Origin of the sequence: Psychrilyobacter sp., assembly GCF_049671765.1 — a bacterium.
Taxonomy (GTDB): Bacteria; Fusobacteriota; Fusobacteriia; order Fusobacteriales; family Fusobacteriaceae; genus Psychrilyobacter.
This window is the reverse complement of sequence record NZ_JBATVM010000236.1, coordinates 1-26,419: the sequence shown is the minus strand read 5'-3', so window position 1 is coordinate 26,419 and position 26,419 is coordinate 1. Positions and strand designations below refer to the sequence as shown.

The following is a 26,419-nucleotide window of genomic DNA, read 5'->3' as shown; positions in this document are numbered from 1 at the left end:
CCTCTATACCTTTACTCCTACAATGAAAATGTTATTATTATTTGCTAATTTTATACACTCTTCTTTATCTAAAAATAACATCTTATCAGCTTCTGCAACTATTCCTCTTCCACCAATAGATATTATTTTTTTTATGGTATCTAAACCAATTGCTGGTATATCTACTCTCATATCTTGTTGAGGTCTAGCCATCTTAACCAATATACAATTATTTCCTGCATACTCATAGGCTCTTTCAATAGTCTTGTCAGTTCCCTCAATTCCCTCTAGAGTAATGATCGAACCATCTTTACATACCACACATTGGCCTGCATCTATAATAGACAGAGCACGTGCTCCTTCTATCCCTATTTTTATAGTTTTATTTTCTTCACTATTAGGAATAGCTTTTGTATATGTATTTTCAGAAAACATCATATCTTTCATAAGGTGGTTTTGAGGTAAAACTTTTATACCATTTAATCTAAATAGAGAAATCAAACCAAATAATAAAGTTTCATCTTTTTTATCTGGCATTTTTTTTAGGAGTTCCTCTCCTACTTCATCTAATTTGAGATCATTAAATAGTAATTTTTTTTCAACTTTTCCTAGCATGACCATCTTTTCAATATTATTAGTCAATAGATATAGAATAATTTTCTTCATCTCTCCTATATTCATTTCTAAATAATTGTCATGAGTTTTTACCTTCTCAGATACAGTATCAAATAGCCCTATTGGATATGGATCTATTCCATATTCTTTAGCCGATTCTAAAAATTTTACTGGAAGGTCTCCATTCCCAACAATAATAGCTATTTTCTCCATTATTTGATAATCCCCCTACTACTATTTTTAACAAAATTTAAAAAGTTTTTTACATGCTCATTTTCTCCATATGTTTCCTCTATCTCAGATAAAGCATCTTTGAGTAACATCTTAGATCTAAATACCAATCTATATACTTTTTTTAATACAGAAAGATCTTCCTTTGAAAACCCTCTTCTTGAAAGGCCTATACTGTTTAATCCACGTGCAACTGCACGAGATCCCTCAGCTAAAACATACGGTGGTACATCTTGAATTATAAGAGATCCCCCTCCAGTCATACTGTGAGCCCCTATATTACAAAATTGATGTACAGGTGTTAAACCACCTATAATTGCAAAATCTCCAACAGTTACATGACCTGCTAAGGTTACGTTGTTAGCTAAAATACAATTATCTCCTATGATTACATCATGGGCTACATGGACATAGACCATAAGTAGATTATTATTTCCTACCACTGTTTCCCACTTATCATCTGTTCCTCTATGGATAGTTACAAATTCCCTTATTTTGTTGTTATCGCCTATTATGGTTCTAGTAGGCTCCCCTTTATATTTAAGGTCTTGAGATTCCTTTCCTATTGAAGCGTATGAGTATATCTTATTATTCTTTCCTATTATAGTAATTCCGTCTATCACGACATGGGATTCAATTATGGTGTTATCTCCTATTACTACTTCGCTACCAATGATACTATAGGGACCTACTTCTACACCTTTACCAAATATAGCTCCTTCCCCAATGATTGCGGTTTTATGTATGTTAGCCATGACTTCCTCCTACTTTTTCATGATAGCAAACATTAGATCTGCTGTAGCTACTATCTCTCCATCTACTTTTGCTACCCCTCTACCTTTTACTATAGATCTCTTAGCTTTTATTACTTCTACTTCATATACCAATCTATCTCCAGGTACTACAGGTTTTTTAAATTTTGCACTTTCAATTGAAGCAAAAAGAGGTGTTATAGGTTCATCATCTGCATTCACTAATAGTCCAAGTGCTTGAGCCATTCCTTCTACTATTAATACTCCTGGCATAATTGGAAAATCAGGAAAATGTCCATTAAAAAATTCCTCATTTACAGTTACATTTTTGTATGCTTCTAAAGTAGTTTCAGTTATTTTTGTGACTCTATCTACTAATAAAAAAGGGTATCTATGTGGTATTCTTTTTTTTATTTCAGCTATATTCATCATTTTTTAATCACTCCTAGTTATTTATCTTTTTTTTTAGAAAAGTGTTGTTTAGTTAATAATTTAGCAAATTCTATATCCAATGCATGTCCTGCTTTTATAGCTATAATATGACCTTTTATAGGCCTATTAATCACTTTTAAATCTCCTATTATGTCCAAAATTTTATGCCTTACAAATTCATCTTCAAATCTAAGTCCACTAGGGTTATTTATACCATCTTTGTTAATTACTATGGCATTATCCAAAGTTCCCCCTAGAGCTAAGTTATTTTTTCTAAGATATTCTATCTCATAGTCAAATCCAAATGTTCTAGCTGGAGCTATCTCCTCCAAATAATTTACTTTATTTAGATCTATCTCAAGCATTTGTGTTTTTAAAAATGTATGATCAAATTTTATTGTATAAGTTATTTTAAAACCATCGTATGGCAATGCTACAATGTGTTTGTCGCCTTTAGTCAGGTATATTGGCTCTGTTATTACTAATTCCTCTATATAAAAATTTAAGTCACAAGTGCCTGTATCTCTTATTAATTCACCAAATATTTTAGCGCTCCCATCTCCAATAGGCAATTCATTCCCATCGATCTCTACCATTAAATCTGTTATTTCAAATATGGCTAGTGTAGATAAAAAGTGTTCAATAGTATGAATTTTAGCATCATATTTATTTTTTAAATTTGTTCCCCGAGTAAGGTCGAAAGTATTTTCTAAATTCATTATTACTTCATTTTCACCCTCTTTTAAATCCACTCTTTTAAATATAATACCAGTTTTTTCTGTAACTGGTATTAATTTTATCTTTATTAGTTCCCCCTTATGAAGACCTATTCCCTCATAGGTTATCTCTTTCGCAACGGTTTTTCTTCTCATATTTTCTCTCCTTAACCCTCACTCACTTATCGGCTCTTTATCTCTTCATATCATAAAAATATACTTTGTTTCTCCCTGTGAGGATCTACATTTAAAATAAAATTTTAATTGCCCATGATTTTAATACTCATAGAATTACATAAAAAGAAGAGTTTCTTACTCTTTTATCAAAAACTTTTCAGCTAAGACTAATGGCAGTTTTTTATCCCCATCTCTAAATCTAATTACAATTCTTTTCCCAACTTCTACATCCTTTATAATCCCTGTACCAAACTTTTTATGAGTTACTTTCTCACCTATTTTAAATGGTGATTTTTCATCTACCTTAAAGTCTGCTTTTGTGATTAAATTTAAACCACCCAATTTACTTTCCTTCTTTTTAGGAGCAATTTTTGCTTTATTTACATAGTCTATATATTTTTCATCTATTTCCTTTAAAAATCTAGATGGATCTCTCATATATGAAATTCTTCCATATACCATCCTTTCGGATGCATGGGAGATATGTAATTTTTCCTCAGCACGAGTTATAGCTACGTAGCAAAGTCTCCTCTCTTCCTCTAAGTCATCATTTGAAAAGTCGGCTTTAGAACTTGGAAATAGTTCGTCTTCCATCCCTACTAGGAAAACTATTGGAAATTCTAATCCTTTTGAATTATGAATCGTCATCAGTTTTACATAATCTGTGTCTACATCTAACTCATCTGTAGCTGCTACTAGTGCCGTTTGCTCTAAAAATTCTCCTACACTTATAAATCCTTCATATTGTTCTGAGTTTTCCATCTCTTGTATAGAAGTTCTAAGTTCCCTTACATTGTCCATTCTAGCTTCAAATTTATCATCATAAGTAGACAAATAATTCATATAGTTAGTTCCATCTAAGATCATATCATATATCTCTGAGGCTGTTAAAAATTGACTTTCTTCAATTATATTTTTTAATAGTTCATATAATCTAAGTATTGTTACTTTTATAGCTGATCCTAATTTAGTTTCCTCTACCCTACCCATGGCTTCAAAGAATATTATTTCATTTTCATCAGCAAAGTCACTAATTTTTTCAATGGTTTTTGCTCCAATTTTTCTTTTTGGAACATTAATTATTCGAAATAAACTAACAGTATCTTTAGGATTATTTATCACTCTCATATATGAAAGTATGTCCTTTACTTCTACCCTTTGATAGAATTGCATTCCACCAAATATTTTATAACTAATCCTATGCCTTAAGAAAGCTTCCTCAAATACCCTTGACTGTGCATTAGTTCTGTATAAAACAGTATAATCCTTGTATGATCTACCGTTATTTTTTCCCTTTATAATTTCTTGCAATATATAATCCGCTTCTGCTCTTCCATCTGTTGCAGAAAATATCTCAATTAAATGACCTTTTTCTTTCTCAGTCCATAGGTTTTTACCTCTAGAAGTTGTATTTAGTTTAATAACACTATTAGCAGCTCCTAATATATTCTGAGTTGATCTATAATTTTGCTCTAATTTTACTACCATGGCACCCTTGTATTCCTTCTCGAAATCCAAGATATTTTTTATATTAGCTCCTCTAAATCCATATATACTTTGATCTTCATCTCCAACAACACATATGTTTTTATGTTTTTTAGCTATCTTTGTTATTATTTGATACTGAACATTATTGGTATCTTGGTACTCATCTACCATGACATATTCATATCTGCCTTGTATTTTTTCCAAAACTTCTGGATCATCCAATAACTTATTAGTGTTTATGAGTAGATCCGCAAAGTCCATAGCATTATTTTTAATAAGCTCTTCAGCATATTTTTCATATACCGCTGCTATGACTCTTGTGTCTGCGTTATAAACATCTTTAGACACATCCGCTGGCTCTTCTCCATCTTCCTTATATTTAGATATTCTAGAAACTACAGATCCTGGTGTTAACTGTTTATTTGTTACTACCAGTTCCTTCATCAATCTACCTACTAATTTTTTCTGATCATCTGCATCATAGATATTAAAATTAGAATCATATCCTAATTTTGTAGCATATACCCTAAGTAGCCTAACTCCAAAAGAATGAAATGTGGATACCATAACTTTTTTAGCTTCTAAACCAATTAAGCTTTCCACCCTTTCTCTCATCTCTTTCGCGGCCTTATTCGTAAACGTTACAGCTAGTATTTTATATGGGCTAATATCTTTTTCTAACACCATATGAGCTATCCTATAAGTAACTGTTCTTGTTTTCCCACTTCCTGCTCCTGCTAAAATTAATAGCGGTCCATCTATTTTTTCCGCTGCTTTTCTCTGCTCATTATTCAATCCATTTAATATACTCATAAATTCACACCCTACACTCGTTTTTACACTCTTTTAAAGTATATCATATCTCTTTTTCTATTTCAATTTATCGTAAAATATACCTCTATAATTGTTCTATCCCTATTAATCTTTTATATAGTACAATCCATATGTATCGTCACATCTCCTACATCTTCAAATTTATTTAAGATGGAGTATTTTATATCATCAGATAGTTCATGTCCTTCATAAATAGTCATTTTCCCATCTAGTCTAATATGTAACGAAAGATATACTATATTTCCTGATGTTTTCATTCTTATATCATGTGCATTTTCTATATATCGAAATGAGTTCACATAGTCGTCTATTTCACCTATTAATTTTCTATCTTGTATATCCATTAAATTATTAGAAGTCTGAAAGATTATATGTAATCCCTCTTTACCTATTATCAATCCGACTACTATACTGAGTAGGAGGTCAAATATTGGATTTACATAGATCGATAATAATATTCCTATTAAAACTCCTATTGATGACAGCACGTCACTCTTATGTTCTCTGGCATCGGCTAAAACTGCATCATTTTTTATTCTCATTCCTATATTATATTTATATCTATACAGTACATATTTAATAACTATAGAAATAACTACAATAACTAATGTTATATTCTCTGGAATTAGACGTTCTGTTCCCCTAAAATAATCCAGTACATTCTCCATAATCAAACTATATGCAGTAATCACAAGTATCACACCGATTATATTCCCTGCTATACTTTCTAGTTTCCCATGCCCATATGGATGCTCTTCATCAGCAGGCTTATTCCCTAAATATATCCCTACTAAAACTACCACAGAACCTACTACATCTGAAACAGAATGAAATCCATCAGCTACCAAAGCCTTACTTTTTCCAAATATTCCAAAAAATATCTTTATTCCTGCTAGAAATATATTAATTACAATAGATAGAACAGTACTTTTTACTCCGTCTCTTTTCCTTTTTTCTCTAACTGTAAGACCGTCTATTTTATAGACGTTTCCAGACCATTCTTTAAAACCTGCTTTTTTAAAAAAAATAGTATTTTCTAAATATCTATCTAAATAAATTTCATCTATTCCCTTGGCAGATAGATAATTTTTAATAAACTCTATCAATCTCGTTCCAAAAGAACTATATCTCTTTTCCTCTTTGATAAATAGATCTTTTAAAATTTTATCTTTTCCCAATACAGCATACCCTATAATTTCTTCTTCTATTAAGATTATAAATACACTATCATCTAAATTCAATAGGATATCAGAATTCAAGTCTTTCAATTTTTCTGTAAATTTTTCTAAGGTTTTTCCTTTTAATATTCTATACATCTTTCCCTCCATTAAGAGTTGTTTTTATTTAATATATTATAATACAAATTTTATATTTACTCCAATTTATATTAAAAAGCCAATGGAAATCCCACTGGCTTTTTCTATATTTATTATATTTTTATTTAATAATAAGTGTCGTACATCGACCTTCGAAAACATTCCAACCACACGGTAACCAGTTAAAAAACTCAAACAAAGCTACCCCATAACACCCAAAACAACCAACTTAGTGCTGCTTCCTTCCAGATCTGACACGGTTCATCGGCATTTCGCCGTATAGGACTTTATTCTCAACATTTTCCAAAAGGACCTGCTATGACAGATTGATCCTTAGGTCGACTTCACCTCTACTAAAGCGGATTGTAGATTACAAGGCACCGCTAGCTCCCCAGTTAGTACGACAAAATGAGTATATCATGATTTTTACATTATTGCAAATTTTTCTCCCAAAATTCACTCTCTATTCTAAGGAAACTAAGCCTTTCTTATACCTTTTCTTTGTACTTTATTATAAATATTATAAACTTATTAAGTCATGAACCACATATATCAAATTTTGTTTGTTTATTTAAAACTTATATAGAAAAAGTCTTAATTTAATGATACAAACTTGTGCTGTTGTGTTATAATATTCTTATGAAACAGAGTAATAAAAAAAATATTTTGGAGGTGAAAAAAATGAAAAAAACTAATTCAAATTTTTTTAATTTATTAAAAAAATATTTCATGCAAAGAGATTTATTTTAAACAGTTTACATCCATAAAAATTTAGTTATATAGGAGATGATGTTGATAAAAATACAAATTTTAAAAATAAAATTTAATAACTCCAATTAAAAAATGAGAATTCATATTAAAAAGAAATTCTCATTTTTTTAGTTTTTTTAAAATTTAAGTAAAAAATTATTATATTTTTCTAGATTTTTTTGTTTCTAGATTTTCATCTAAAAAATGAAAAGATTAGCCAATCCTAAGAAAATTAAAAAGCCAAGTGCATCTGTAATCATTGTTAAAAGGATAGAACTTCCAACTGCTGGATCTGTTTTCATTTTTTTTAATAATAATGGGATCAAAGTTCCACAAAGTCCTGCTATTGTGAAATTCATAAATATAGCAAAAGACATAACTAAAGATATCTTAGTATTTCTAAACCATATATACGATCCAAAACCTACAAGAGTTGCAAATATAACACCATTTAGAAGTGCTACTATTATCTCCCTGAAAAAACTCTGATCCCAGTTTGTATCATCTACATCACCCATAGCTAATTGTCTTACCATTACTGTAAGTGCCTGATTACCTGTGTTCCCACCCATACTAGCAACTATAGGCATCAATACAGCCAAAGCTGGCAACGCTTCTATACTCGTCTGATATCTGGCAATAACAGAAGCTGAAAAAAAAGCTGTACACATATTTAAAAACTGCCATTTTCCTCGCTTTCTAGAGATTGCCATGGCTCTTTTTTCACCTTCTGCATCATCATCTACACCTGCTAAATTATAGATTTGTTCTGTTGCCATCTCTTGTAATAGGTCATAAATATCATCTGCTGTTATCCTTCCTACTAGATAATTATCATTATCTATTACAGGCACAACTTGTAAATCATATTCTTTAAAATCTGTCACAACTTTTTCAATATCTTCCTTATCATTCACATATCTCGGCTTGTACTTTTCAGGGCGTTTACCTATTATCTCTTTAAAACTTTTATCAAAGTCAAATAACAACATATCTTCTAATTGTACCGTAGCCACTAGATTGTTGTAATCTCCTAAAACAAAAACACTACTTACATTCTCTAATTCTTCACTATACTTTAACTTTCTTAAATTTTCAATTGTCTCTCTAATCGTCTCATTATGATTTGCTGCAAAGAATTCTGTTTGCATATAGGCCCCAGCTTCATCTTCCTCATAACCTTTAAGTCTTTGAATTTCCTCCTGCTCCTTATTGTCTAGTCCAGCTAAAATATTCTCAGCCAACTCCTCATCTAGTTCTTCAATATCTTGCATAAGGTCTGTTGCATCGTCAGAATCCATCTTTTTAATTATTCCAATCATCTTTTTTAAACTTAAAATTTGTAAACTTTCTTTTAACATTCTTTCATTAAATGTTTCTAATATATCACCTAATATATGTGTTGGCATCCTCTTTATATATTCAGAAAATCTTTCCTCATCCAGTCTTCTCATACGTTTAAAAATTTTAGACAGCTCTGAATAATGCAGATCAGCCTTGACTTTTTGATGTAAATATCCCTCTAGATTGTCTACTAACTGTTGTATTTCTTTTTCTTTCTGCATAATTTCACCCTCTTTTTTAGTTAAAAAGATTTTTAAGGCCATCTCCTAATCCATTCATTAGATTTATTGTACTTTTAGAATCCTTATTTATTTTTGTTTCTTTCTCTAAAACCTGTAATTTCTTTGTATCTTCGCCCATTATCTTTCTTAATCCTTCTATTTTTTCTGCTTCTATATTTAATTCTTTTGTATATTTTTTTATTTCTTTCTTTACCATAAGTTTCGTTTCTTTTTTATACCTTTTTATATTTTCATCTAAAATTTCTTTTATTAGACTAGATAAAATTGTTCCTATATTTGTATCAAATTCTATTTTTTTCTTTGATCCATCATAGGCATAGTTGACTATAAATTGATCTATCCCCTGTAACCCTTCTCCTAATATCTCTTTTACCTTTTGGTCTAACTCTAACTTATTAGGATCTATTTTCAATTCATCCAAAATCACGTTACCATCTATATCTAATATTTTATTTTCGTAACTCATATTATAACTCAAATTCATCTTACTTCCAACTATTATAATTAAATTTTTATTTTCACCTATCATTTTATCATCTATTGTTAAACCAGATAAATTTAATTTTATTTCAACCATCTCTGATTCTCTATTTAACTCTCCACGTATATCACCCTTGATATTCTTATCATCTGCATCCAAATTAAATTTTATAGGATTAGGAGTGATTCCTACCTTAGAAGTAATATCCTTTGCCTCCCCTTTTAAAGTATAATTTTGGTGTTTAAATGTTAATTTGGCATTTTTCAACCAAATATCATAGGTTGTTCCCTTAGAACCTTTATCTTTTTTATTAAGTTCATTAAAAAAATCTATATTTTCCCCTATATATTCTTCTAGATAACTATTCAAAATAAGGTTTATCTCCGATTTTAGTTGTTTTTCATCCCATCCAACTATATTTTTAAAAGGATCTTCGCTACCAATATATCCAAAGGCTTTCTTCTGTATATTCTTAATAACTTTTATATCCTTATCAAATTGCTTTTTATCATTTCTAGCTTCCTTTACTAGTCCATCTATCTCACTGATTAAATCATTTAACGTATCCAATTCATTTAATAATTTTAGTGGGTTTTTCTCATCTTTTATCCTTTTTTCTATTACTTTATATTTATCTTCTATATTTTTAGTTCTAGTTTTATAAGTTTCTCCATTTATTTTTTTATCCCAATAAGTATGGATTTTTTCTATTTTTATTTTCTCTTCCTCATATTCCTTTACTATTTTAATATTTAGATTTTCTAGAATTTTTCTGTAGTTATCCCCACTTAGATCTACATTTAGACTCCCTAAGTCTAATTTTTTATTTTCCATTTTTTTAAGTTTTTTTGCACTTGAAGAAACAGGTTGTGTATTGTCAAGTGCTCCATCAGATGCCCTTGGAGTGAATATTTCGATTAACCCTAAAGTTGCATCATCTATTATCACAAGTTTTTTTAGGAGTGGTTTATACTCTATCTCCAAATTAATCTTTTGAATATCTCCTATATTTCTCATAGTATTATTCTTATCCGTAATTTGAACTCTCCCGACTTTTAAATTCCCACCAAATAAATCTAAATTTACATTATCTATATCTATTTTAGCTCCATATTTTTGACTCCCTATTCTTTCACCAAAATATTCTATGAGAATATTTCTAAATAGATAGGTTCCTAATGTTATTAAAACTAGAGTCCCAATTATTGTTCCCAATATTTTTTTCATTTTCTCCCCCTGTGATCAACGATGAAATAACTGTTAGGGTTGCTCATCCATTATCCCTTTATTTTTCTAAATATATTTTTTAAATTTACCTTTAATCTTTCCTTTTTTTGTCTCTCCTTCACTTCCTTCAAATATATGTTTCCCATACCTTCTGATAGAAATAACATCTCCTTTTTTAACAGTCAATGATTTATTTGTTTTCAATCTATAGTTTACCATAATTTGAGATGAGTTGATCATTTTTAGAGCTTCATTTCTAGAACCACTGATAAGTGCCGAAACAATTACATCCAATCTATATGAATTCATTAGGTATTCTTTTTCTTCGAATCTATACTGAGGAATGTCTCTATCGCCTACTTCCTCTACCGTCACTTTGGATCTTCCTATACTCAAAAGGTTAAGTTTTAAAAACTCAAATAATCCATCAAAAATAATAGCATAACAATTTTTCCCTTCTACTATTAGATCACCTAATTTTTCCCTCTTTATCCCGGTAGATAAAATCCCACCTAGATAATGTCTATGTTCTAAACTATCAAATTTTGAGTTAGTTTTTACTACTATTAATTTAAAAGGAAATTCTACTCTTTCATCAGAATAATAACTTTTAAAAGCCACCATCTTCTTCTCACTCTCTAGAGAAAGACCTTTCGCCTCTATTAGTACTCCTAATTCTGCCTCTATTTCAATTAATTTTGACCAAATTTGAGGAAATAAAAATATGTCCGTATATACCGTTCCCTCTATTCTTTTACAAAGTTCTATTTTATCATAGACACTAGATATTATATCTTCATCTTCATCTATAAAGTGATTTTTAAAATTTTTCTTTTCCATATTTCCTCCATATATTTAATCCAAATTTAACAACTAGTAAACTATAACTTTTTTTCAAAAAAAATACAAAATTCAGACCCTATAAATCTCTTAGTTTTTTATATGAAAAACAGTAGTTTCTGCTTAAGTATTTTTTTAGTATAATTGATTTTATATTATTTGTATGGTAAAATCAATTGTTATTAAATTTTATATTATAATTATTAAAGATAGAAAAGGAGATTTTATGAACAAAATTGAAAGTAAATACATTCTGCCAAACGCCATTACAGCCACTAATATGTTTCTAGGTTTCTTGAGTATTACTATGTCTATCAAAGAAAATTACTCTTTAGCTGCATGGTTAATTTTATTAGCTATGGTTTTCGATGCTTTAGATGGTCTCACTGCTAGAAAATTAAATGCCTTCAGTGAATTTGGTAAAGAATTTGATTCATTTTGCGACTCTGTATCTTTTGGACTTGCACCTGGTATCTTGATTTTTTCACTTTTATCAAATACAGCAAATAATTTCCCAAAAGAACTTATCACACCACTTGCGTTTATATATGCCCTTGCAGGGGTAGTTAGACTAGTTAAATTTAATGTAGTTACTACTGCTAGTGATAGTAAAGATGACTTTAGTGGAATGCCTATTCCAAACGCTGCAAATTTAGTAGTTTCTTATTTCTTATTTGCCGAAGTTACTGGATTAGGAGTAGAGCCAAATATATTAGCTATAGTTGCATTAGGTTCAGCAGTTCTTATGGTAAGTACAATTCCATTTAAAATACCTCAAAAAATATTTAGTTTTATACCTCAAAAAATGCTTTTATTCGTAGCAATAGCTATCTTAGCTACAGCAAAATATTCATTATTTCCATTGGGATTATACTATGTTTTAGCTAATTTATTTATATTTTTTAGCTCTAAAGATCAGGACTAAATTATATTTTAAAAATAAGAAACAAACAAATAATTTAAATTTTAACCATGAAACTCATCACTTGAAAAATAGTGTTGGTTTCATGGTTTTTTAATGTTTTTTATTAACTTAATTACTGTCTTAATTCAAGATTATTTTATTGTTCAAACACTCCTAAATCTTTATTGTCATATAAAAGTTCCACACGTGGATCAGCCTTTAAATAACTATAGTTTTCCATTAGCCAATCTACTAATTTTTTATCTTGCTTTATCTCAGTTCCATTGTCTATAAATACATTTATAGTTATCTGTTTAAAGTTTTCTAACCCTATTTCGATATCTTTGGATATCATTTCCTTAGTTTGCCCTATAGTACATACCAATAAACATGCCGAATAAAATTCAACACTTAACCTTTTTAGAGTATTTTCATCTATCACAAAGTTTTTACCATAAGATTCAATTCTATACTCATCGTCAAATGTTTCCACTCCTATACGAAATCTTATTTCCACTCCATCAAAATAATCTCTGATCTCATCTAACCTTTTTATATAGCCATAATAAGCTTCAAAATATAAGATCTTTATCTTTTTTTCTCTGACAACTTCCCTAATTTTTTTTAGAGTTTCAGAAGGAATTTCAAAAACAGAACCAGAATTTATAACTTCTAAGACACCAAATTCTCCTGTTATCTCCTTTAAAACTTCAAAATTTACCTGATTTATTTCCTTTTCATCTATGGAATTATCCTCTATATAATTACAAAATTTACATTTTCCATAACTACAAGGAAAACTTTTTAGGAGTACTATCTCCCTAATATTTTTATCTAAAACCTTATTATATCTCATATTCCACCTCTTGTTTTCATTTCTACCACAGATTAATTTCGTAGGGATAATTCACGAATTATCCCTGATTTTCCATCTTTAATTCTACGTCTTGAGCTACTACTTCTTTATGCATCTTTTTAGCTAAATATAAAAATGGAGTATCAAATGTTGCTATCACAATTTTCATCAAATATGTAGTTGTAAATATCTCTAGACATGTTTGGAAATCATAAAACCCTACATAGGAAAAACCTAAAAATTCAAAACTTAGATAGAAGGCCAAATATGTAAAAAGTGCTGTATCTACAAATTGACTTAACATAGTACTTCCATTATTTCTAAGCCACAAATATTTATTTTCTGGGAACCTTTTCTTTAATTTTTCGAATAAATGGATATCTATATTTTGTGACATCCAGTAACATATAAGTCCTACTGCTGTAAACCTAGATAATGGACCAAATAACGTTTCCATAGCTGCCTGTGAATAATCAGCTGTACTAGGCTCAAAAGCTACTGAAACTTGTAATAATATAGTCGCTACTATATTACTCAATAGTCCTATTTTAGCTCCTTTCGCTGCTGCTTTCATTCCGTATTTTTCCGACAATATATCTGTCACCAAAAAACTTGATGCAAACATTATATTTCCTAAAGTAGACGACATCCCACCTATCTCTATAGCTTTATTTACCTGTATCTGAGCCAATATTATAGTTATTGGTATATAGGCATAAAGACCATTTTTCCCATAAGCTTTATAAAAGTATAGGATAAATCCAAAGTTCACTAATAACATTACAAACCAAAGTATTATATTTTGCATATTTTTCTCCTTTTTATTCTTTAATATATATAATGGGCCAATTTTTATTGCCCTAAAATAACCGTTTTTTCTAAAATATCTCTTTTTTATTTAAATATAAAAAGGAGAGATATAAAATCCCTCCTAAAAGCATACCAAAAAAAGCGTAGATCTATTTCGACCTCTACACATAGTCTTTGGTTTTTTATAGATGGATTTTTCGAACATCTACCACAAAAGTGGATTTAAATATTTAATTTTTTTAATTATCAAATAGATCTTTAAACATTGAATCAGAATTTATATTTTTTTCATTCTGCTCCATATTATTTTTAGATTTTTTTGCTTCTTCTACTTTATCCATCATAACTTCATCAGACCCTACAAAAAAATCATTAAAATCTGAATTATATGTAGATGCTGTCTCTACTGGTTCAGTTCCTTTTTTAAATAAAGCCCATCTCTTACTCCATCCAGATGTAGAATCTGCTAATCGACCATTTTTAGAATCAATTAGAACTTTACTTAATTTACCATTTTTCAAACCATCAGTAATATGATTAAACTCTTTACCAGTATCATAGCCATCATCCACTAACCTTTGATAGTAATTACCCCACAATTTGGCTGTAAGTCCACCACCAGTAGCTGATTTATCCATAGGTCTATTATTATCATAGCCGATATAGACTGTAGTAACATATTTAGGAGTTATCCCGGCATACCAGGCTGTTCTCTGCCTGTTAGTTGTCCCAGTTTTACCACCTTGTACAATATTTTTCCCGTCTTTTTTTACACGAGCATTTCTACCAGTACCAAGGTTTACAACATCTTCCATCATGTGGGTAATAAGAGCCACATCTTCACCTTGAAAAACCCTCTCTTGTTTTGCCTGTTCCTGATATATTACCTTCCCATATCTATTTTTTATTTGAGTAATAAACTGTGGTTTAACTCTATACCCACCATTTGCAAATGGTAAATATAAACTTGAAAGTTCATATGGAGTAACTACCATAGTTCCTAATGCTGCGGTTAAATTTGGAGGAATCTTTATATCTTCTCCACCTGCTAATTTTACAGTTTCATTTAGGTTTTTAAGGCCTACTTTTTGCAATGTTTTTATTGCAACTATATTTATAGATCTTTCCATTCCTTCTAAAAGGGTGAAATTTTTTCTGAATTTGTTTCCATAGTTTCTAGGTTTCCATTCTCCAAACTCAAGAGGCGTATCCTCTATAACTGTATTCATAGGGTACCCCAATCTTAAAGCTGTAAAATAAATAAATGGTTTAAAAGATGATCCTGGCTGCCTTTTTGCATAGATAGCTCTATTGTAATCTCCAGATTTGAAGTTTTTACCACCTATAACAGCTCTTACATAACCTGTATCAGCTTCTATAGTAACCATTCCACCATCTAAGCCTTCTTTTTCTTCCAATGGCTTATAGTTTTCAAATGTTAACTTAGCAGCTTTTTGCATCCCTATGTCCAAAGTAGTGTAAACCTCTAAACCCTCTTCATATATTTGTTTTTCTGTAAATAATTCAAATAATTTTTTTTCGACTATATTTGTAAAATCAGGAGTTTTATAACTCCTTTTTTTACTTACATTTTTTATTAAAGTAATATTTAATTTGGATAATTCCTCCATAGTTAGATCTTTCAATTCCTCAGGCAGTTGCTTCTCATTATAAAATTTATGAGATAGTGCCTTTTGATATTCTTCCTCATCTATGAGATTATATCTTTTCATTTGAGCCAAAACTAGTTTCCCTCTAGTTACTGCATTATTTAGATGCCGTCTAGGATTATATTTATTAGGCCTGTTGGGTACTCCAGCTAAAAGAGCTGATTCAGCTATATTTATATTTCCTACAGATTTCCCATAAAATGCTCTAGCTGCTGTTTTTACTCCGTAGGCACCAGACCCAAAATAGATCTCATTCATATATTTTTCCAAGATCTCATCTTTGGTGTATCCTCTTTCTAATTCCACTGTAATTATAGCTTCTTTTACCTTTCTCATAATTCTTTTTTCATTGGTAAGAAAGGCATTTTTAGCTAGTTGTTGAGTTATAGAACTAGCTCCTTGGGCTTTACTCATAGTAACTAAATTTATTACCACTGCTCTTCCCATTCCTAAAACATCAAACCCATGATGACTATAGAATCTCCTATCCTCTATAGCCACATAAGCATCTTTTAGCGATTTAGGCATCTCCTCTATAGTTGCAGTTTCTCTGATCTCTTTATAGAGAATATCTATTACTTCACCATTTGTATCATATATTTTACTTGGTACTACAGGGTTATACCCCTCTATTAGTTGTCCTAGATCCGGTAGTTCCTTGTATGCTTTCACAATAAGAACCGTAGCTCCTACTCCGCCTAGTATAAATAATCCTATAAATATAAATAATATATTACGAAATAATTTTTTCATAGTAGCCTACCCTTTGTTTTTTTGTCTTAGTTGTCCGCAGGCTCCATCTATGTCAGAACCTTTTTCCCCTCTAAAAGTTACGTTAATCTTTCTTACTTCTTTTAGTTGGTTATAGAATTTTTCGATTTTTTCTTTGTCAGGTCTCTTATAGTCTGTCCCTTCCACTTCATTGTAAGGAATTAAGTTTACTATATGATCAAATCCATACATAAATTCAGCCAACATATCGGCATCTCTCATTGAACAGTTAAATTCATCTATTAAGATATATTCAAAAGTTAATCTTCTTTTTGTATATTTTTGATATGTTTGTAACGTTGTATATAGATCCTGTAATGGATATCTTCTGTTTATAGGTATGATCTCATTTCTCATTTTATCAGTTACTGCATGAAGTGAGATAGCTAGTCCTATAGGCATCTTTTCTTGTAATAATTTTTCGATTCCTGGTACAATTCCAGACGTAGATACTGTAATTCTCCTCTTTGAGATATTAATTCCATTTTCTTCAGATAACATTCTTATAGATTTTATAGTGTTATTTAAGTTTAACAATGGTTCTCCCATCCCCATATACACTAGGTTATTTACTCCTTCACCTTTTTTAACTAATCTTCTATGGATAGTATACACTTGGTTTACAATCTCATGATTATATAAATCTCTAGTAAAGCCACCTTGACCTGTTGCACAGAAGCTACATTTTACAGGGCATCCTACTTGAGTAGAAAGACATACTGTGTTCCTATCTTTATGCTTTAATAGTACAGTTTCTATAGTAGTACCATCTTCTAATTTAAATAAAAACTTCTCTGTCCCATCTTTTTTAGATACTTTATGATCTAATAGATTCAAATAAGGTATATAAGTTTTTTCTTCCAATAACTCCCTATCTTTTTTAGATATATTTGTCATATCTTCTATCTTTCTGGCAATTTTAACATGTAGCCATTCATATATTTGTTTTGCATTAAATTTTTTCATTCCTAAATCTATTATAACGCCTTCTAATTCCTTGTACTCTAACTCTAATAAGTTTATCTTATTCATTTTTCTCCTCCACAATCTTTTATGTCCAAAATTTCAATTAAATTTTCATATAGTTAAACGCTTTTTCATCTATTCACTAAACTTCCATATTATTCTATACTTTTTATTTCAGAATTTCACTTTTTCGAAATATTATAAAAAATTTAATTTTACTCTTAATTTTAAAGTAATTTTACAAAAATATCAACTATTATTTCTATATTTGCATCTATTCTCAAGTTAATCCTTGTGGAATTTCCTCCCCCTTTGACAATATACCCTATTTTTTCCAAACTATTCTTTATTTCATTACAGTTTATGGCCTTACTCATCACAGTAAAATTACCTTCTTCACCGTATATAACAGAATATTTTTCATTTTCTATATACTTAGGAAAAAATTTAGTTATTTCATCATTTTTTTTATAGATAATTATTTTATTTTTACCTTGAATTCTTGAATTCTCCTTTAATTTTTCACATAATAATTCACTATACTTATTATATAGACCACTCAATTCCTTAGTTTTAGATTTATTTTCTTCTAATAAACAATCTATTTTTCCATTTATCTCCTCTACAGTTGAACTCACTTGGGTTGTAGCTTTTTTTATTATATTATGCTTTTCGTAATAATCTTCATAGGCTAATTCCCCTGCTTTATAATAAACACGTGTTATAGTTTTCTTTACTTTTTCATAGTTTATAACTTTAAATAATCCAATCTCTTTTGTACTCTGTGCATGAAATCCACCACAAGCATTCATATCAAAATCTTCTACTTTTACAACCTTTATCTTTCCTACTATCTTTTCACTTATTGATTTCCTAAGTGATTCTATTTGACCAGCTTCTTCCCTTGAAAGTTCCAAAATTTCTATATTCATATCTTCCCTGATTATCTTATTTATCCCTTTTTCTAAATCCTTTATCTTTTTAGCGTCTATAAGGGCTAAACTCGGAAAGTCCACAGTAGAATATTCCTCTCCCATCCTAAATCCTACAGTATCATAATCATATTTTTTCTTTAAATATGCCGAGATTAGATGCTGTGTAGTATGGTTTTTTCCTATCTCACAACGTCTATCCATATCTATGACATAAGAATGCTCTCCTAACCCTAATTCTATATCTAAGAAGAGGTTTCCCTCTCTATCTACTTCCAAAATTTGAGCTTGCCCTACACTTCCTCTATCTCCTAACTGTCCACCCTTTCCATCAGGGTAAAACTTCATATTTTCATCTAAGTATTCAACTATTGCTAAATATCTATATTTTTCTTTTTTTAATTCTATAATTTTTAGTTTCATATTCCCTCCATTACATAACCTTTTTACTACATTTTCCTTTTTTCGTTGCAATACATCCATCCACATGATCATCTACTACTCCTACTGCTTGTAGATATGCGTAGATAATTGTAGTCCCTATAAATTTAAATCCTCTTTTTTTCATATTTTTACTTATTATATCAGATAAATCAGTTTTTGATGGTACTTCTTTTATATTTTTTACCCTATTTACTATTTGATTTCCGTCTGTAAAACTCCATAAATAGTTATAAAAACTTCCCCATTCATTTTGTATCTCTATAAACTTAATTGCATTATTTATAGATGCTCTCACCTTTAATTTATTTCTTACTATTCCTTTATCATTTATCAATTCTTCAATTTTTTTTTCATCATATTTAGCTACCACAGTGTAATCAAAGCCATCATAGGCCTTCCTATAGTTTTCTCTTTTTTTTAGTATAGTAAGCCAGTTTAATCCTGCTTGAGCTGATTCTAAGATGAGAAACTCAAATAAAATTTTATCATCGTAGATTACCTTTCCCCACTCCTCATCATGGTATTTTTCATAGAGTTTATTCCCTATACACCATTCACATCTTTTCATCTTGTCCTCCTTGTATACTAAAAATTATTTCTACTAAAAAAGTCCTAATTTTTTAATTTTTTATAACTCCCTTCTAAAGAAGCACCTCCAGAACAAAAAAAATAAAGAAGCCCGCTATCCTTTTCCATATAAATTTTTATAACGTCATTCTTTAAATCAAATAAAATATTTTTTTCATTAAATATTGATTTTAAAGTATTATTTCCTACCATTACACCTTCTCCATCAAAAGTGCAAGTTGATTTTTTTTTATCTGAACGAGATTTAACACTTATATAAACATTATTTTCATCTTTTTTAGTAATTAAAACGCTAACCCAATCATAACCATCTGAGCGTCGAAAATAACCCTCAGAAACATACTTTCCTAAAAATTTATCCATACTTTTTTTCTGTAATTGCTCTCTATCTGAATCACATGCCGAAAACAAAAAAAATACAAAAAAAATAACTCCTATATAGTTTTTTTTCATCATTTCCCTCCATCTATAAGTATTGGTAACTTCTTTTTATTATAACTCTAGTTATACAATTTTTTTAATTTTTTTTATTGTCCCCACAATTATTCAAAATGATAAGTAGAAAAAATCATCTATACAACAAATAATATATTTTTATTAGTATAACTTTTTTTACGTTTTTCAAACATAAAATTTTAAATTTTTAATTTAAAAACATAATCATTTACTTTATTTTCAAATACATGCATATTATTTTGCATTTTTATCCTCCTATCAAACCTTTATTAATATTTTTATTATTCTTAAACTTGTACAAAAAACTCAAGAAGTTTGCTCGCTAAAAAACGGGCAAACAACTCTTTCCTTTATAATTATACAATTTCTATTAATTATTTAAGTTTTTCAAAATTTATCCCATCTTGCCACTCACCATTTATTTTGATAACATGTCTTGTTCTTCCAATAAATTCAAAACCATTTTTAATCAAAACTATCTGTGAGCCAATATTACTTTGTGATGTTCCGGCTTCAATCCTATGTAAATTATATTTATTAAAAGCTTCTTCAAGAACTAATTTAACTGCTTTAGTTGCATATCCATATCCGTTATATTTTTCCCCTATTCTATAACCTACCTCTGCTTTTTGAAACGGCCCTCCTACAATTGAAGATAAATTTACTCTTCCTACTATCTCTTTAGATTCATTTCTAATTAAATACATATAGCAAAGTCCTTCTTTTTGTTCCATTACTATTTCTTCTAAAATTTCTTTGATATTTTTTAACGAATAATATCCTTCTCCTCTAGGAAGAAGATTTTCTTCAAAAAAATTTTTATTCTCTTTTTCAAATTTTAACAATTCTTCTGCATGTGATTTTGATATCATCTCAATAGTTATATTTACCATAATTTTCTCCTTCTATTTCATCTGCATATAGAGAGTATTTGGATATAATCCTAGTTTTTTATAAAACCCTATGGCAAGGTTGTTTTCCTGTGATACTGTCACCCCTATTTCACAACATTTCTCACCATTCATCCATTCTATATGTTTTTCTACAAGTTTCTTTCCGATTCCATTTCCCCTCTTAGCTTCATCAACATGTAAAGTTCCTAGTTCTCCCTTATTGCCATCTATTATTGATATGCAATACCCTATATATTTTTCCTTTTCTTTAACAACACTTATTTTTATCTTGTCTTCACTATAACTGCTAAAAACCTTTATCCTTTCATCGAATTTGATAGTACTATATGATTTTTTTAAATATTCTGAACTATCCTCATGGTATCGTCTGTTTTTTTCCCAAAGATCTCTAATTATTTCAACCTCAGCATAAGAAATATCAAAAATTTCAATCATAATTATCCTCTCCTCTCAATAATTTTTTCATCTTCAATTTTTTTATACGCTATTTATTCTACAATAATTTTAATCCTATAAGTTTTCCCTTTAAAGACTCGGGGGTTTTTAGATGTATTCCAGATATTCCTAGTTCTTCAGCTGATCTTATATTTTCTAATTTATCATCTATAAAAATTGTTTCTTCTGGATTTAAAAAATAATCTGAGAGTAAAGTTTCATAGATAGCTTTTTCAGGTTTTAGATGCTTTACATAGGCAGAAACAACTCCTCCATCGAAATATCTAAAAAATTCATCTCTTTCCTTTATCTCCTCAAATGGAATTTTTGGAAAATTTGATAGTATATAAAGGTTGTACCCCTTTTCTTTCAATTTTTTAGGGATCTCCTTATTAAAATCAAATGGAATCATAATGTCTTTTCTTACTTTCATAATATCCATTACTTCATCGTAGGTGAAACTTCCATTTTTATCTAATTTTTCTGCAAGTTCTTTTTCTGTAAGTGTTCCCCTATCTAATTTTAGCCAATCTTCGTGCCCAAATATATATTCCATAATTTTTTCTTTTTTCTCATAGTTGTTTATCTCCAAAAATTCTTTAGGATTAAAGTTAATCAACACCATTCCCAAATCAAAAACTATATTTTTTATCATAATTCCCCCTGCTCTTTTTTACATTTTGTAACTATTTTCAAATAATATTTATATTTCAAAGTTTAATCTAACCCTTATATATCAACTCAAATTCTTCACAGACCACCAGCATATCTTCTGAAAAATCTATACTTTCATCCTTTAGTTCCCTAATAAAAAAATCTCTATGCTCATCTTGCCAGTATTTTAAAGTTTTATCTCCTTCTCCCTCTCTTCTTGCAAATTCTTCACTCACTTCATTAAAAGGTATAATATTTATTTTTTTTGTCTGAATAATACACTGAGCTTCATTATTCCAATTCTCGATGATATTTATATTCCCTACTTTTGGTGCTTCTTCTCCTTTAGTTTCATACCAATAATTCAAAGATGTTGTGGCTCTTTTTATCCCTTGTTTAACTAATCTTGCTAATTCATCTGCACTTTTTTTATTATCACAAAAATACCATGAATCATATTTTTTATCTGTATTGTCTAAGTTTTCACCTATTGATTCTAAATAATCTTCCCACATAATTTCTACTTTTCTGTTCTTTGAATCCATATTTAAATTCTCCCTACTATCTCATTAACTTTTATTTTTTTTTACAGTATTTTCATCATATTCATAACTATAGTTGCTGCATTTTGTGCTGTAATCTTTTCAAATTTTTCATAACTCATAGTCGCTTCTCCATCTGCCTTATCAGAAATACTCCTAATTACAACAAAGGGTACATCATTTATATAAGCCACATGACCTACAGCTGATCCTTCCATCTCTACGCAGTGAGGAGAGTAATCTTTCATAATCTGTTCTTTTAGTTGAGCATCATCTACAAAACATTCCCCACTTACGATTCTTCCCAAATGACAAGAACTATTTATATCTTGACTATTTTTAAAAGCTTTCTCGGCAACATCAATTAATTTTCTGTCCCCTTCAAAATATTCCTGGTGAGGAAACCAATTTTTCATCTGTCTTTTTCTTACATCATGATGGGTAACATCTCTAGAAATAACCACATCACAAACTTCTACATCTTTATGAAGTCCCCCTGCAATACCGGTATTTATAATACCTTGTACTCCTAATTTACTAATTAATATTTGAGTGCAAGAAGCCGCATTTACTTTTCCTACCCCACAAGATGTTATTGCCACATCTTTTCCAAACAATTTACCTATATGAAATACAAAGCCTGCAATTTTTTCTTTCTTCTTCAACTCTAGATTACCTAATAATAATTCAATCTCTATATCCATCGCACCAATTATCCCTATTCTTTCCATTCTTTCCCCCTAAAATCTTCTAATCTAGGTCAGCAATCCATATAGCTGACTAATAGAATCCACAATATATGTTGGTCTAGCCCCTACTAATTCTTCTAAACTCCCATAGCCATATAAGACTCCAATTGAATCTATATTATTTTTTTCTGCTCCAATAATATCATATTTCCTGTCACCAATCATAATAGTTTCTTCTAAGTTTTTTATTTTTAAATTATCAATTACACAATTAATTATTTCTGACTTATTTCCAAGAGTTCCATCTAAGTTACTTCCTACCACCAAATCAAAATATTTCATCATTCCAAAATTCTTTAGAACAGTGTTTGCAAATACTGTAGGCTTAGAAGTTGCAACTACAACTTTACAATCTCTATTTCTTAATTCTCCCAATAGATCTAAGATTCCAGAATAAATTTCATTTTCAAATATCCCATTTTTTCTAAAATATTCCCTAAAATATTGAATCGAATCTGAAACCATTTTTTCATTAAATGAATAAAATTCAGCAAAGGACTCTTTTAATGGAGGTCCTATAAATTTTTCTAGAGTGCTCAATGATTCTTCAACTATATTATTTTTTTTCAATGCATATTGTACTGCTTTTGTTATCCCTACTCCTGGATCTGTAAGAGTCCCATCCAAATCAAATAAAATATATTTATATTTCATTTCCTCCTCCTTGTAATTCATTGTATAAACTTTTATATCAGTATTTTAAAGATTTATTGATAAATTAAACTTTTTATTTTCAAAGATTCTTTCTATTTCTTCCTACAATTCAATATTATATTGTAATACTTTCTCCCCTGTATCTTCATCTATAAATGAGGATTTTAATTTACCACTATTCTTTTCAATTATTCGAACAGAACCAATATTTTTTTCATCACAAGTGATTAATAAATTATTGATTCCTATCTTACTAGCTTCTAATAATCCCATTTTTAATATCTGACTACCATTCCCCTTTTTTCTTTGAGTCATTTTAATCTCATATCCTATATGACCAATGGTTTGCAGATAATCATTATCTACTCTATGACGTATTCTTATCACACCAAGAACTTCACACCTTGAGTCAATGAGCCAGTAACTACTGGATGGAACCCACCCCTTTGGTAACCCGACTCCTAATTCTAAATTTTTTAAATTTTCTATATATTGTTTAAAATTTTCTTCTGCGTCCTTATATAATTCATATGTTTCTGAACCACTCTTTTTTATTTCTTTAATGTAGTTCAAAAATGAAATCCTATAATTTTCATTTGGCTTAATTAATTTAATATTTAACATTTTGCCCTCCCCCCTTAATTGTATTTCTTGTTTTATATTCTTTAAAACATTAACTCTTTTATTTAATGCTCTTTAATTATTATTTCTATCTTTGCACTTGATGATATCTCTGCATAACCTCCTACAGGAAAAGTAATATGTGGTGTAGTATGCCCAAAATCAACTCCATATATAATCGGCATATTTTTTAATTCTGCTTTTGTACTTATTATTTTTTCAAATAACCTATCTTCTACCTTTGATTTCATTTGAAATCTACCAAATACTATTCCTCTAACCTTTTCAAAATTTAGTTGGTGGATTAGAGACTGTAGATCTCTATCAAATGTTTCAGGAGAGGTCATCTCATCATCTTCTATAAATAAGATTGTGTCTGTTATATCTGGCATATATTCTGTTCCCTGCAATAGATTTAGAGTACATAAATTTCCACCAATTATTTTACCTTCTACTCTTCCACTTCCTAGTGATTTATAGCCATTGTTCTTATAAAATTTCCTATCTTCTTGATCTAAAAACCACAGATCGTCACTCCACATCTTTGAAGGTTCTATCTTATATTCGTCTTTTGAGAACAAACACCTTTTAAAATATTCAATACTATAATCAATACCTTTTTTCATCCCAAAAGTAGAATAGGCAGGCCCAGAATAAGTAACCAAACCAGTTTTACTGTAGATAGCGTTTGAAAGAGCTGTTATATCTGAATAACCACAGAGTATTTTAGGATTATTTTTTATGAGATCATAGTCTATATATTTCAAAAGCTGATTTGAATTGTATCCTCCTATTACACTGAGAATACATTTTACATTCTTATCGGCAAAAGCCTCATGTAGATCTGCCATTCTCTCCTCAATAGAAGAAGACATGAAATCATCTATTACCTCGCAGTTTTTAGAAAAAGTTACCTTTAATCCCATCTCAGTGAGACGTTTAGTTGCATAATCTCTGCATTCTTCACTTATTATATTTAAACTCCTTGCTGGAGCAATTATTCTTACTTCATCGTTACATTTTAATTTTTCTGGTATTATCATATAAATTTCTCCTTTTTTATATAATTTATTTTTTCCCTAGCTTTAATATTAAAAAATTAGGTTTATGAAAATCCTGTACCATCTTTGGAATAAGTTTTATATCCTCTTCACTGGGTAATGGCTCTAAAATCTTCTCTATTTGAAATCCACATTCATTCACTGTATTTATGATCTCTGAAAATGTCCTGTGATATTTTATTACTCCATCAATAAACCATGTTGTTTCCCTTTTACCGCTTTTCATATAATTAGCTAGGTTATAGTGGATTCCCATTCCATCTTCACCTCTTGTCCATCTCAGTCCCTTTCTGTGTGCCGTACTCAGGGGATGCTCTTGGGAATATATAAATTCCCCATCCTTTCTCATTAAATTATTTATATCCATCAATAATTTTTCAAAATCCTCCATATAATGGAGTGCCAGTGAACTGTATACTAGATCAAATTTCCCTGACAGGTTTTCTATATCATCCATACTTTTTTCTAAATACTCAATATTTTCATGAGAGTTTTCTTTTCGTGCAACTTCTAACATCTTTTTAGAAATATCTATACCTACGACTTTTTGTGCTCCTTTTTCTATAAAGTAACTACAGCTATCTCCATAACCGCAACCTAGATCTAAAATTCGTTTTCCTTTTAAATCCGGTAATAAACTTTTTATTGCTGGTTGTTCCTGTAATTTATTATAATTATTTTCCTGTGCTCTGATCCCCTTATATCCTTCAAAGAATATTTCATCATCATAAACATTTTGATTCTTTCCCATTGCTTGCCACCCCTATTTTTTATTTTTCTTAAGATATTATTCCCATCATAATATCTCTTTCAAATTAACTCTTAAAAATTTTATTTTCCTACTTTATATCTAAATCTTACTTATGTCTATCTTTTTATTTTTAAACCTTAATTTTCCCCTAGTGTATTTTTTATATTCTATGGCTTCAAAAGGACAATAGTTAATACATCTGAGGCATCCTTCACAG

27 protein-coding genes and 1 other RNA gene are annotated in these 26,419 nt (G+C 29.5%); 1 reads left to right on the top strand and 27 read right to left on the bottom strand.

Annotation, left to right across the window (positions count from 1 at the left end; translation table 11 throughout):
- Positions 1-3: 3 nt before the first annotated feature.
- The 10 genes from WBG30_RS11430 to WBG30_RS11385 form a co-directional block, all read right to left on the bottom strand.
- A complete protein-coding gene (locus WBG30_RS11430; RefSeq protein WP_424504783.1) occupies positions 4-807 on the bottom strand; it encodes an LpxI family protein in 804 nt (267 codons plus the stop codon).
- Positions 807-1,580, bottom strand: coding sequence for an acyl-ACP--UDP-N-acetylglucosamine O-acyltransferase (lpxA, locus tag WBG30_RS11425; RefSeq protein ID WP_424504782.1), 774 nt, complete (start codon positions 1,578-1,580; stop codon positions 807-809). The genes WBG30_RS11430 and lpxA overlap by 1 nt, the downstream gene beginning before the upstream one ends.
- Before the next feature lie 9 nt (positions 1,581-1,589).
- Positions 1,590-2,009 (bottom strand): 3-hydroxyacyl-ACP dehydratase FabZ, encoded by a 420-nt coding sequence (gene fabZ, locus WBG30_RS11420; protein ID WP_424504781.1) that lies wholly within the window; start codon positions 2,007-2,009, stop codon positions 1,590-1,592.
- A 17-nt stretch (positions 2,010-2,026) separates the two neighbouring features.
- Positions 2,027-2,881 carry a UDP-3-O-acyl-N-acetylglucosamine deacetylase gene (gene lpxC, locus WBG30_RS11415; RefSeq protein WP_424504780.1) on the bottom strand — a complete coding sequence of 285 codons (855 nt, stop codon included), beginning with the start codon at positions 2,879-2,881 and terminating at the stop codon, positions 2,027-2,029.
- A 156-nt stretch (positions 2,882-3,037) separates the two neighbouring features.
- Positions 3,038-5,203: an ATP-dependent helicase gene (locus WBG30_RS11410; RefSeq protein ID WP_424504779.1), complete on the bottom strand. Its 2,166-nt coding sequence runs from the start codon at positions 5,201-5,203 to the stop codon at positions 3,038-3,040.
- A gap of 113 nt (positions 5,204-5,316) precedes the next feature.
- Positions 5,317-6,540: a GNAT family N-acetyltransferase gene (locus tag WBG30_RS11405; RefSeq protein ID WP_424504778.1), complete on the bottom strand. Its 1,224-nt coding sequence runs from the start codon at positions 6,538-6,540 to the stop codon at positions 5,317-5,319.
- A 138-nt stretch (positions 6,541-6,678) separates the two neighbouring features.
- Positions 6,679-6,944, bottom strand: an RNA gene (gene ffs / locus WBG30_RS11400) — signal recognition particle sRNA large type.
- 543 nt (positions 6,945-7,487) lie between these two features.
- On the bottom strand, positions 7,488-8,855 hold the full coding sequence (gene mgtE, locus WBG30_RS11395; protein WP_424504777.1) for a magnesium transporter: 1,368 nt from the start codon (positions 8,853-8,855) through the stop codon (positions 7,488-7,490).
- Positions 8,856-8,871: 16 nt separating this feature from the next.
- Entirely contained in the window at positions 8,872-10,584 is a 1,713-nt protein-coding gene (locus tag WBG30_RS11390) for a hypothetical protein (protein WP_424504776.1), read from the bottom strand.
- 66 nt (positions 10,585-10,650) lie between these two features.
- On the bottom strand, positions 10,651-11,424 hold the full coding sequence (locus WBG30_RS11385; protein WP_424504775.1) for a YlmH/Sll1252 family protein: 774 nt from the start codon (positions 11,422-11,424) through the stop codon (positions 10,651-10,653).
- Between the two features lie 226 nt (positions 11,425-11,650).
- Here WBG30_RS11385 and pssA point away from each other — a divergent pair, with 226 nt between their 5' ends.
- The gene (pssA, locus tag WBG30_RS11380; protein ID WP_424504774.1) at positions 11,651-12,349 is read left to right on the top strand and encodes a CDP-diacylglycerol--serine O-phosphatidyltransferase; all 699 of its coding nucleotides are present in this window, start codon (positions 11,651-11,653) and stop codon (positions 12,347-12,349) included.
- 136 nt (positions 12,350-12,485) lie between these two features.
- Here pssA and WBG30_RS11375 read toward each other — a convergent pair whose 3' ends face one another.
- The 17 genes from WBG30_RS11375 to WBG30_RS11295 form a co-directional block, all read right to left on the bottom strand.
- Positions 12,486-13,184 (bottom strand): radical SAM protein, encoded by a 699-nt coding sequence (locus WBG30_RS11375; RefSeq protein ID WP_424504773.1) that lies wholly within the window; start codon positions 13,182-13,184, stop codon positions 12,486-12,488.
- A 58-nt stretch (positions 13,185-13,242) separates the two neighbouring features.
- Positions 13,243-13,992, bottom strand: a complete 750-nt coding sequence (locus WBG30_RS11370) for a queuosine precursor transporter (RefSeq protein ID WP_424504772.1) — start codon at positions 13,990-13,992, stop codon at positions 13,243-13,245.
- Positions 13,993-14,233: 241 nt separating this feature from the next.
- A complete protein-coding gene (locus WBG30_RS11365; RefSeq protein WP_424504771.1) occupies positions 14,234-16,417 on the bottom strand; it encodes a transglycosylase domain-containing protein in 2,184 nt (727 codons plus the stop codon).
- Positions 16,418-16,423: 6 nt separating this feature from the next.
- Entirely contained in the window at positions 16,424-17,467 is a 1,044-nt protein-coding gene (gene rlmN, locus WBG30_RS11360) for a 23S rRNA (adenine(2503)-C(2))-methyltransferase RlmN (RefSeq protein ID WP_424504770.1), read from the bottom strand.
- 161 nt (positions 17,468-17,628) lie between these two features.
- Positions 17,629-18,828 (bottom strand): alanyl-tRNA editing protein, encoded by a 1,200-nt coding sequence (locus WBG30_RS11355; protein WP_424504769.1) that lies wholly within the window; start codon positions 18,826-18,828, stop codon positions 17,629-17,631.
- On the bottom strand, positions 18,767-19,345 hold the full coding sequence (locus WBG30_RS11350) for a DNA-3-methyladenine glycosylase I (RefSeq protein WP_424504768.1): 579 nt from the start codon (positions 19,343-19,345) through the stop codon (positions 18,767-18,769). The genes WBG30_RS11355 and WBG30_RS11350 overlap by 62 nt, the downstream gene beginning before the upstream one ends.
- Positions 19,346-19,389: 44 nt before the next feature.
- Positions 19,390-19,818 carry a hypothetical protein gene (locus WBG30_RS11345; RefSeq protein WP_424504767.1) on the bottom strand — a complete coding sequence of 143 codons (429 nt, stop codon included), beginning with the start codon at positions 19,816-19,818 and terminating at the stop codon, positions 19,390-19,392.
- 377 nt (positions 19,819-20,195) lie between these two features.
- A complete protein-coding gene (locus WBG30_RS11340) occupies positions 20,196-20,714 on the bottom strand; it encodes a GNAT family N-acetyltransferase (protein WP_424504766.1) in 519 nt (172 codons plus the stop codon).
- Positions 20,715-20,726: 12 nt separating this feature from the next.
- Entirely contained in the window at positions 20,727-21,170 is a 444-nt protein-coding gene (locus WBG30_RS11335; RefSeq protein WP_424504765.1) for a GNAT family N-acetyltransferase, read from the bottom strand.
- Between the two features lie 58 nt (positions 21,171-21,228).
- Positions 21,229-21,825 carry an HAD family hydrolase gene (locus WBG30_RS11330; protein ID WP_424504764.1) on the bottom strand — a complete coding sequence of 199 codons (597 nt, stop codon included), beginning with the start codon at positions 21,823-21,825 and terminating at the stop codon, positions 21,229-21,231.
- 67 nt (positions 21,826-21,892) lie between these two features.
- Complete coding sequence (locus tag WBG30_RS11325) at positions 21,893-22,369, bottom strand: ASCH domain-containing protein (RefSeq protein ID WP_424504763.1); 477 nt, start codon at positions 22,367-22,369, stop codon at positions 21,893-21,895.
- Positions 22,370-22,410: 41 nt separating this feature from the next.
- The gene (locus WBG30_RS11320) at positions 22,411-23,097 is read right to left on the bottom strand and encodes a 5'-methylthioadenosine/adenosylhomocysteine nucleosidase (protein ID WP_424504762.1); all 687 of its coding nucleotides are present in this window, start codon (positions 23,095-23,097) and stop codon (positions 22,411-22,413) included.
- A gap of 24 nt (positions 23,098-23,121) precedes the next feature.
- The gene (locus tag WBG30_RS11315) at positions 23,122-23,769 is read right to left on the bottom strand and encodes an HAD hydrolase-like protein (RefSeq protein ID WP_424504761.1); all 648 of its coding nucleotides are present in this window, start codon (positions 23,767-23,769) and stop codon (positions 23,122-23,124) included.
- A 102-nt stretch (positions 23,770-23,871) separates the two neighbouring features.
- A complete protein-coding gene (locus WBG30_RS11310) occupies positions 23,872-24,393 on the bottom strand; it encodes a GNAT family N-acetyltransferase (RefSeq protein WP_424504760.1) in 522 nt (173 codons plus the stop codon).
- Positions 24,394-24,455: 62 nt separating this feature from the next.
- A complete protein-coding gene (locus WBG30_RS11305; protein ID WP_424504759.1) occupies positions 24,456-25,433 on the bottom strand; it encodes a S66 family peptidase in 978 nt (325 codons plus the stop codon).
- Between the two features lie 25 nt (positions 25,434-25,458).
- Entirely contained in the window at positions 25,459-26,202 is a 744-nt protein-coding gene (locus WBG30_RS11300) for a class I SAM-dependent methyltransferase (protein WP_424504758.1), read from the bottom strand.
- Between the two features lie 99 nt (positions 26,203-26,301).
- Positions 26,302-26,419, bottom strand: a 118-nt coding sequence (locus tag WBG30_RS11295; RefSeq protein WP_424504784.1) for a 4Fe-4S binding protein, incomplete at its 5' end; no start/stop codon positions are given.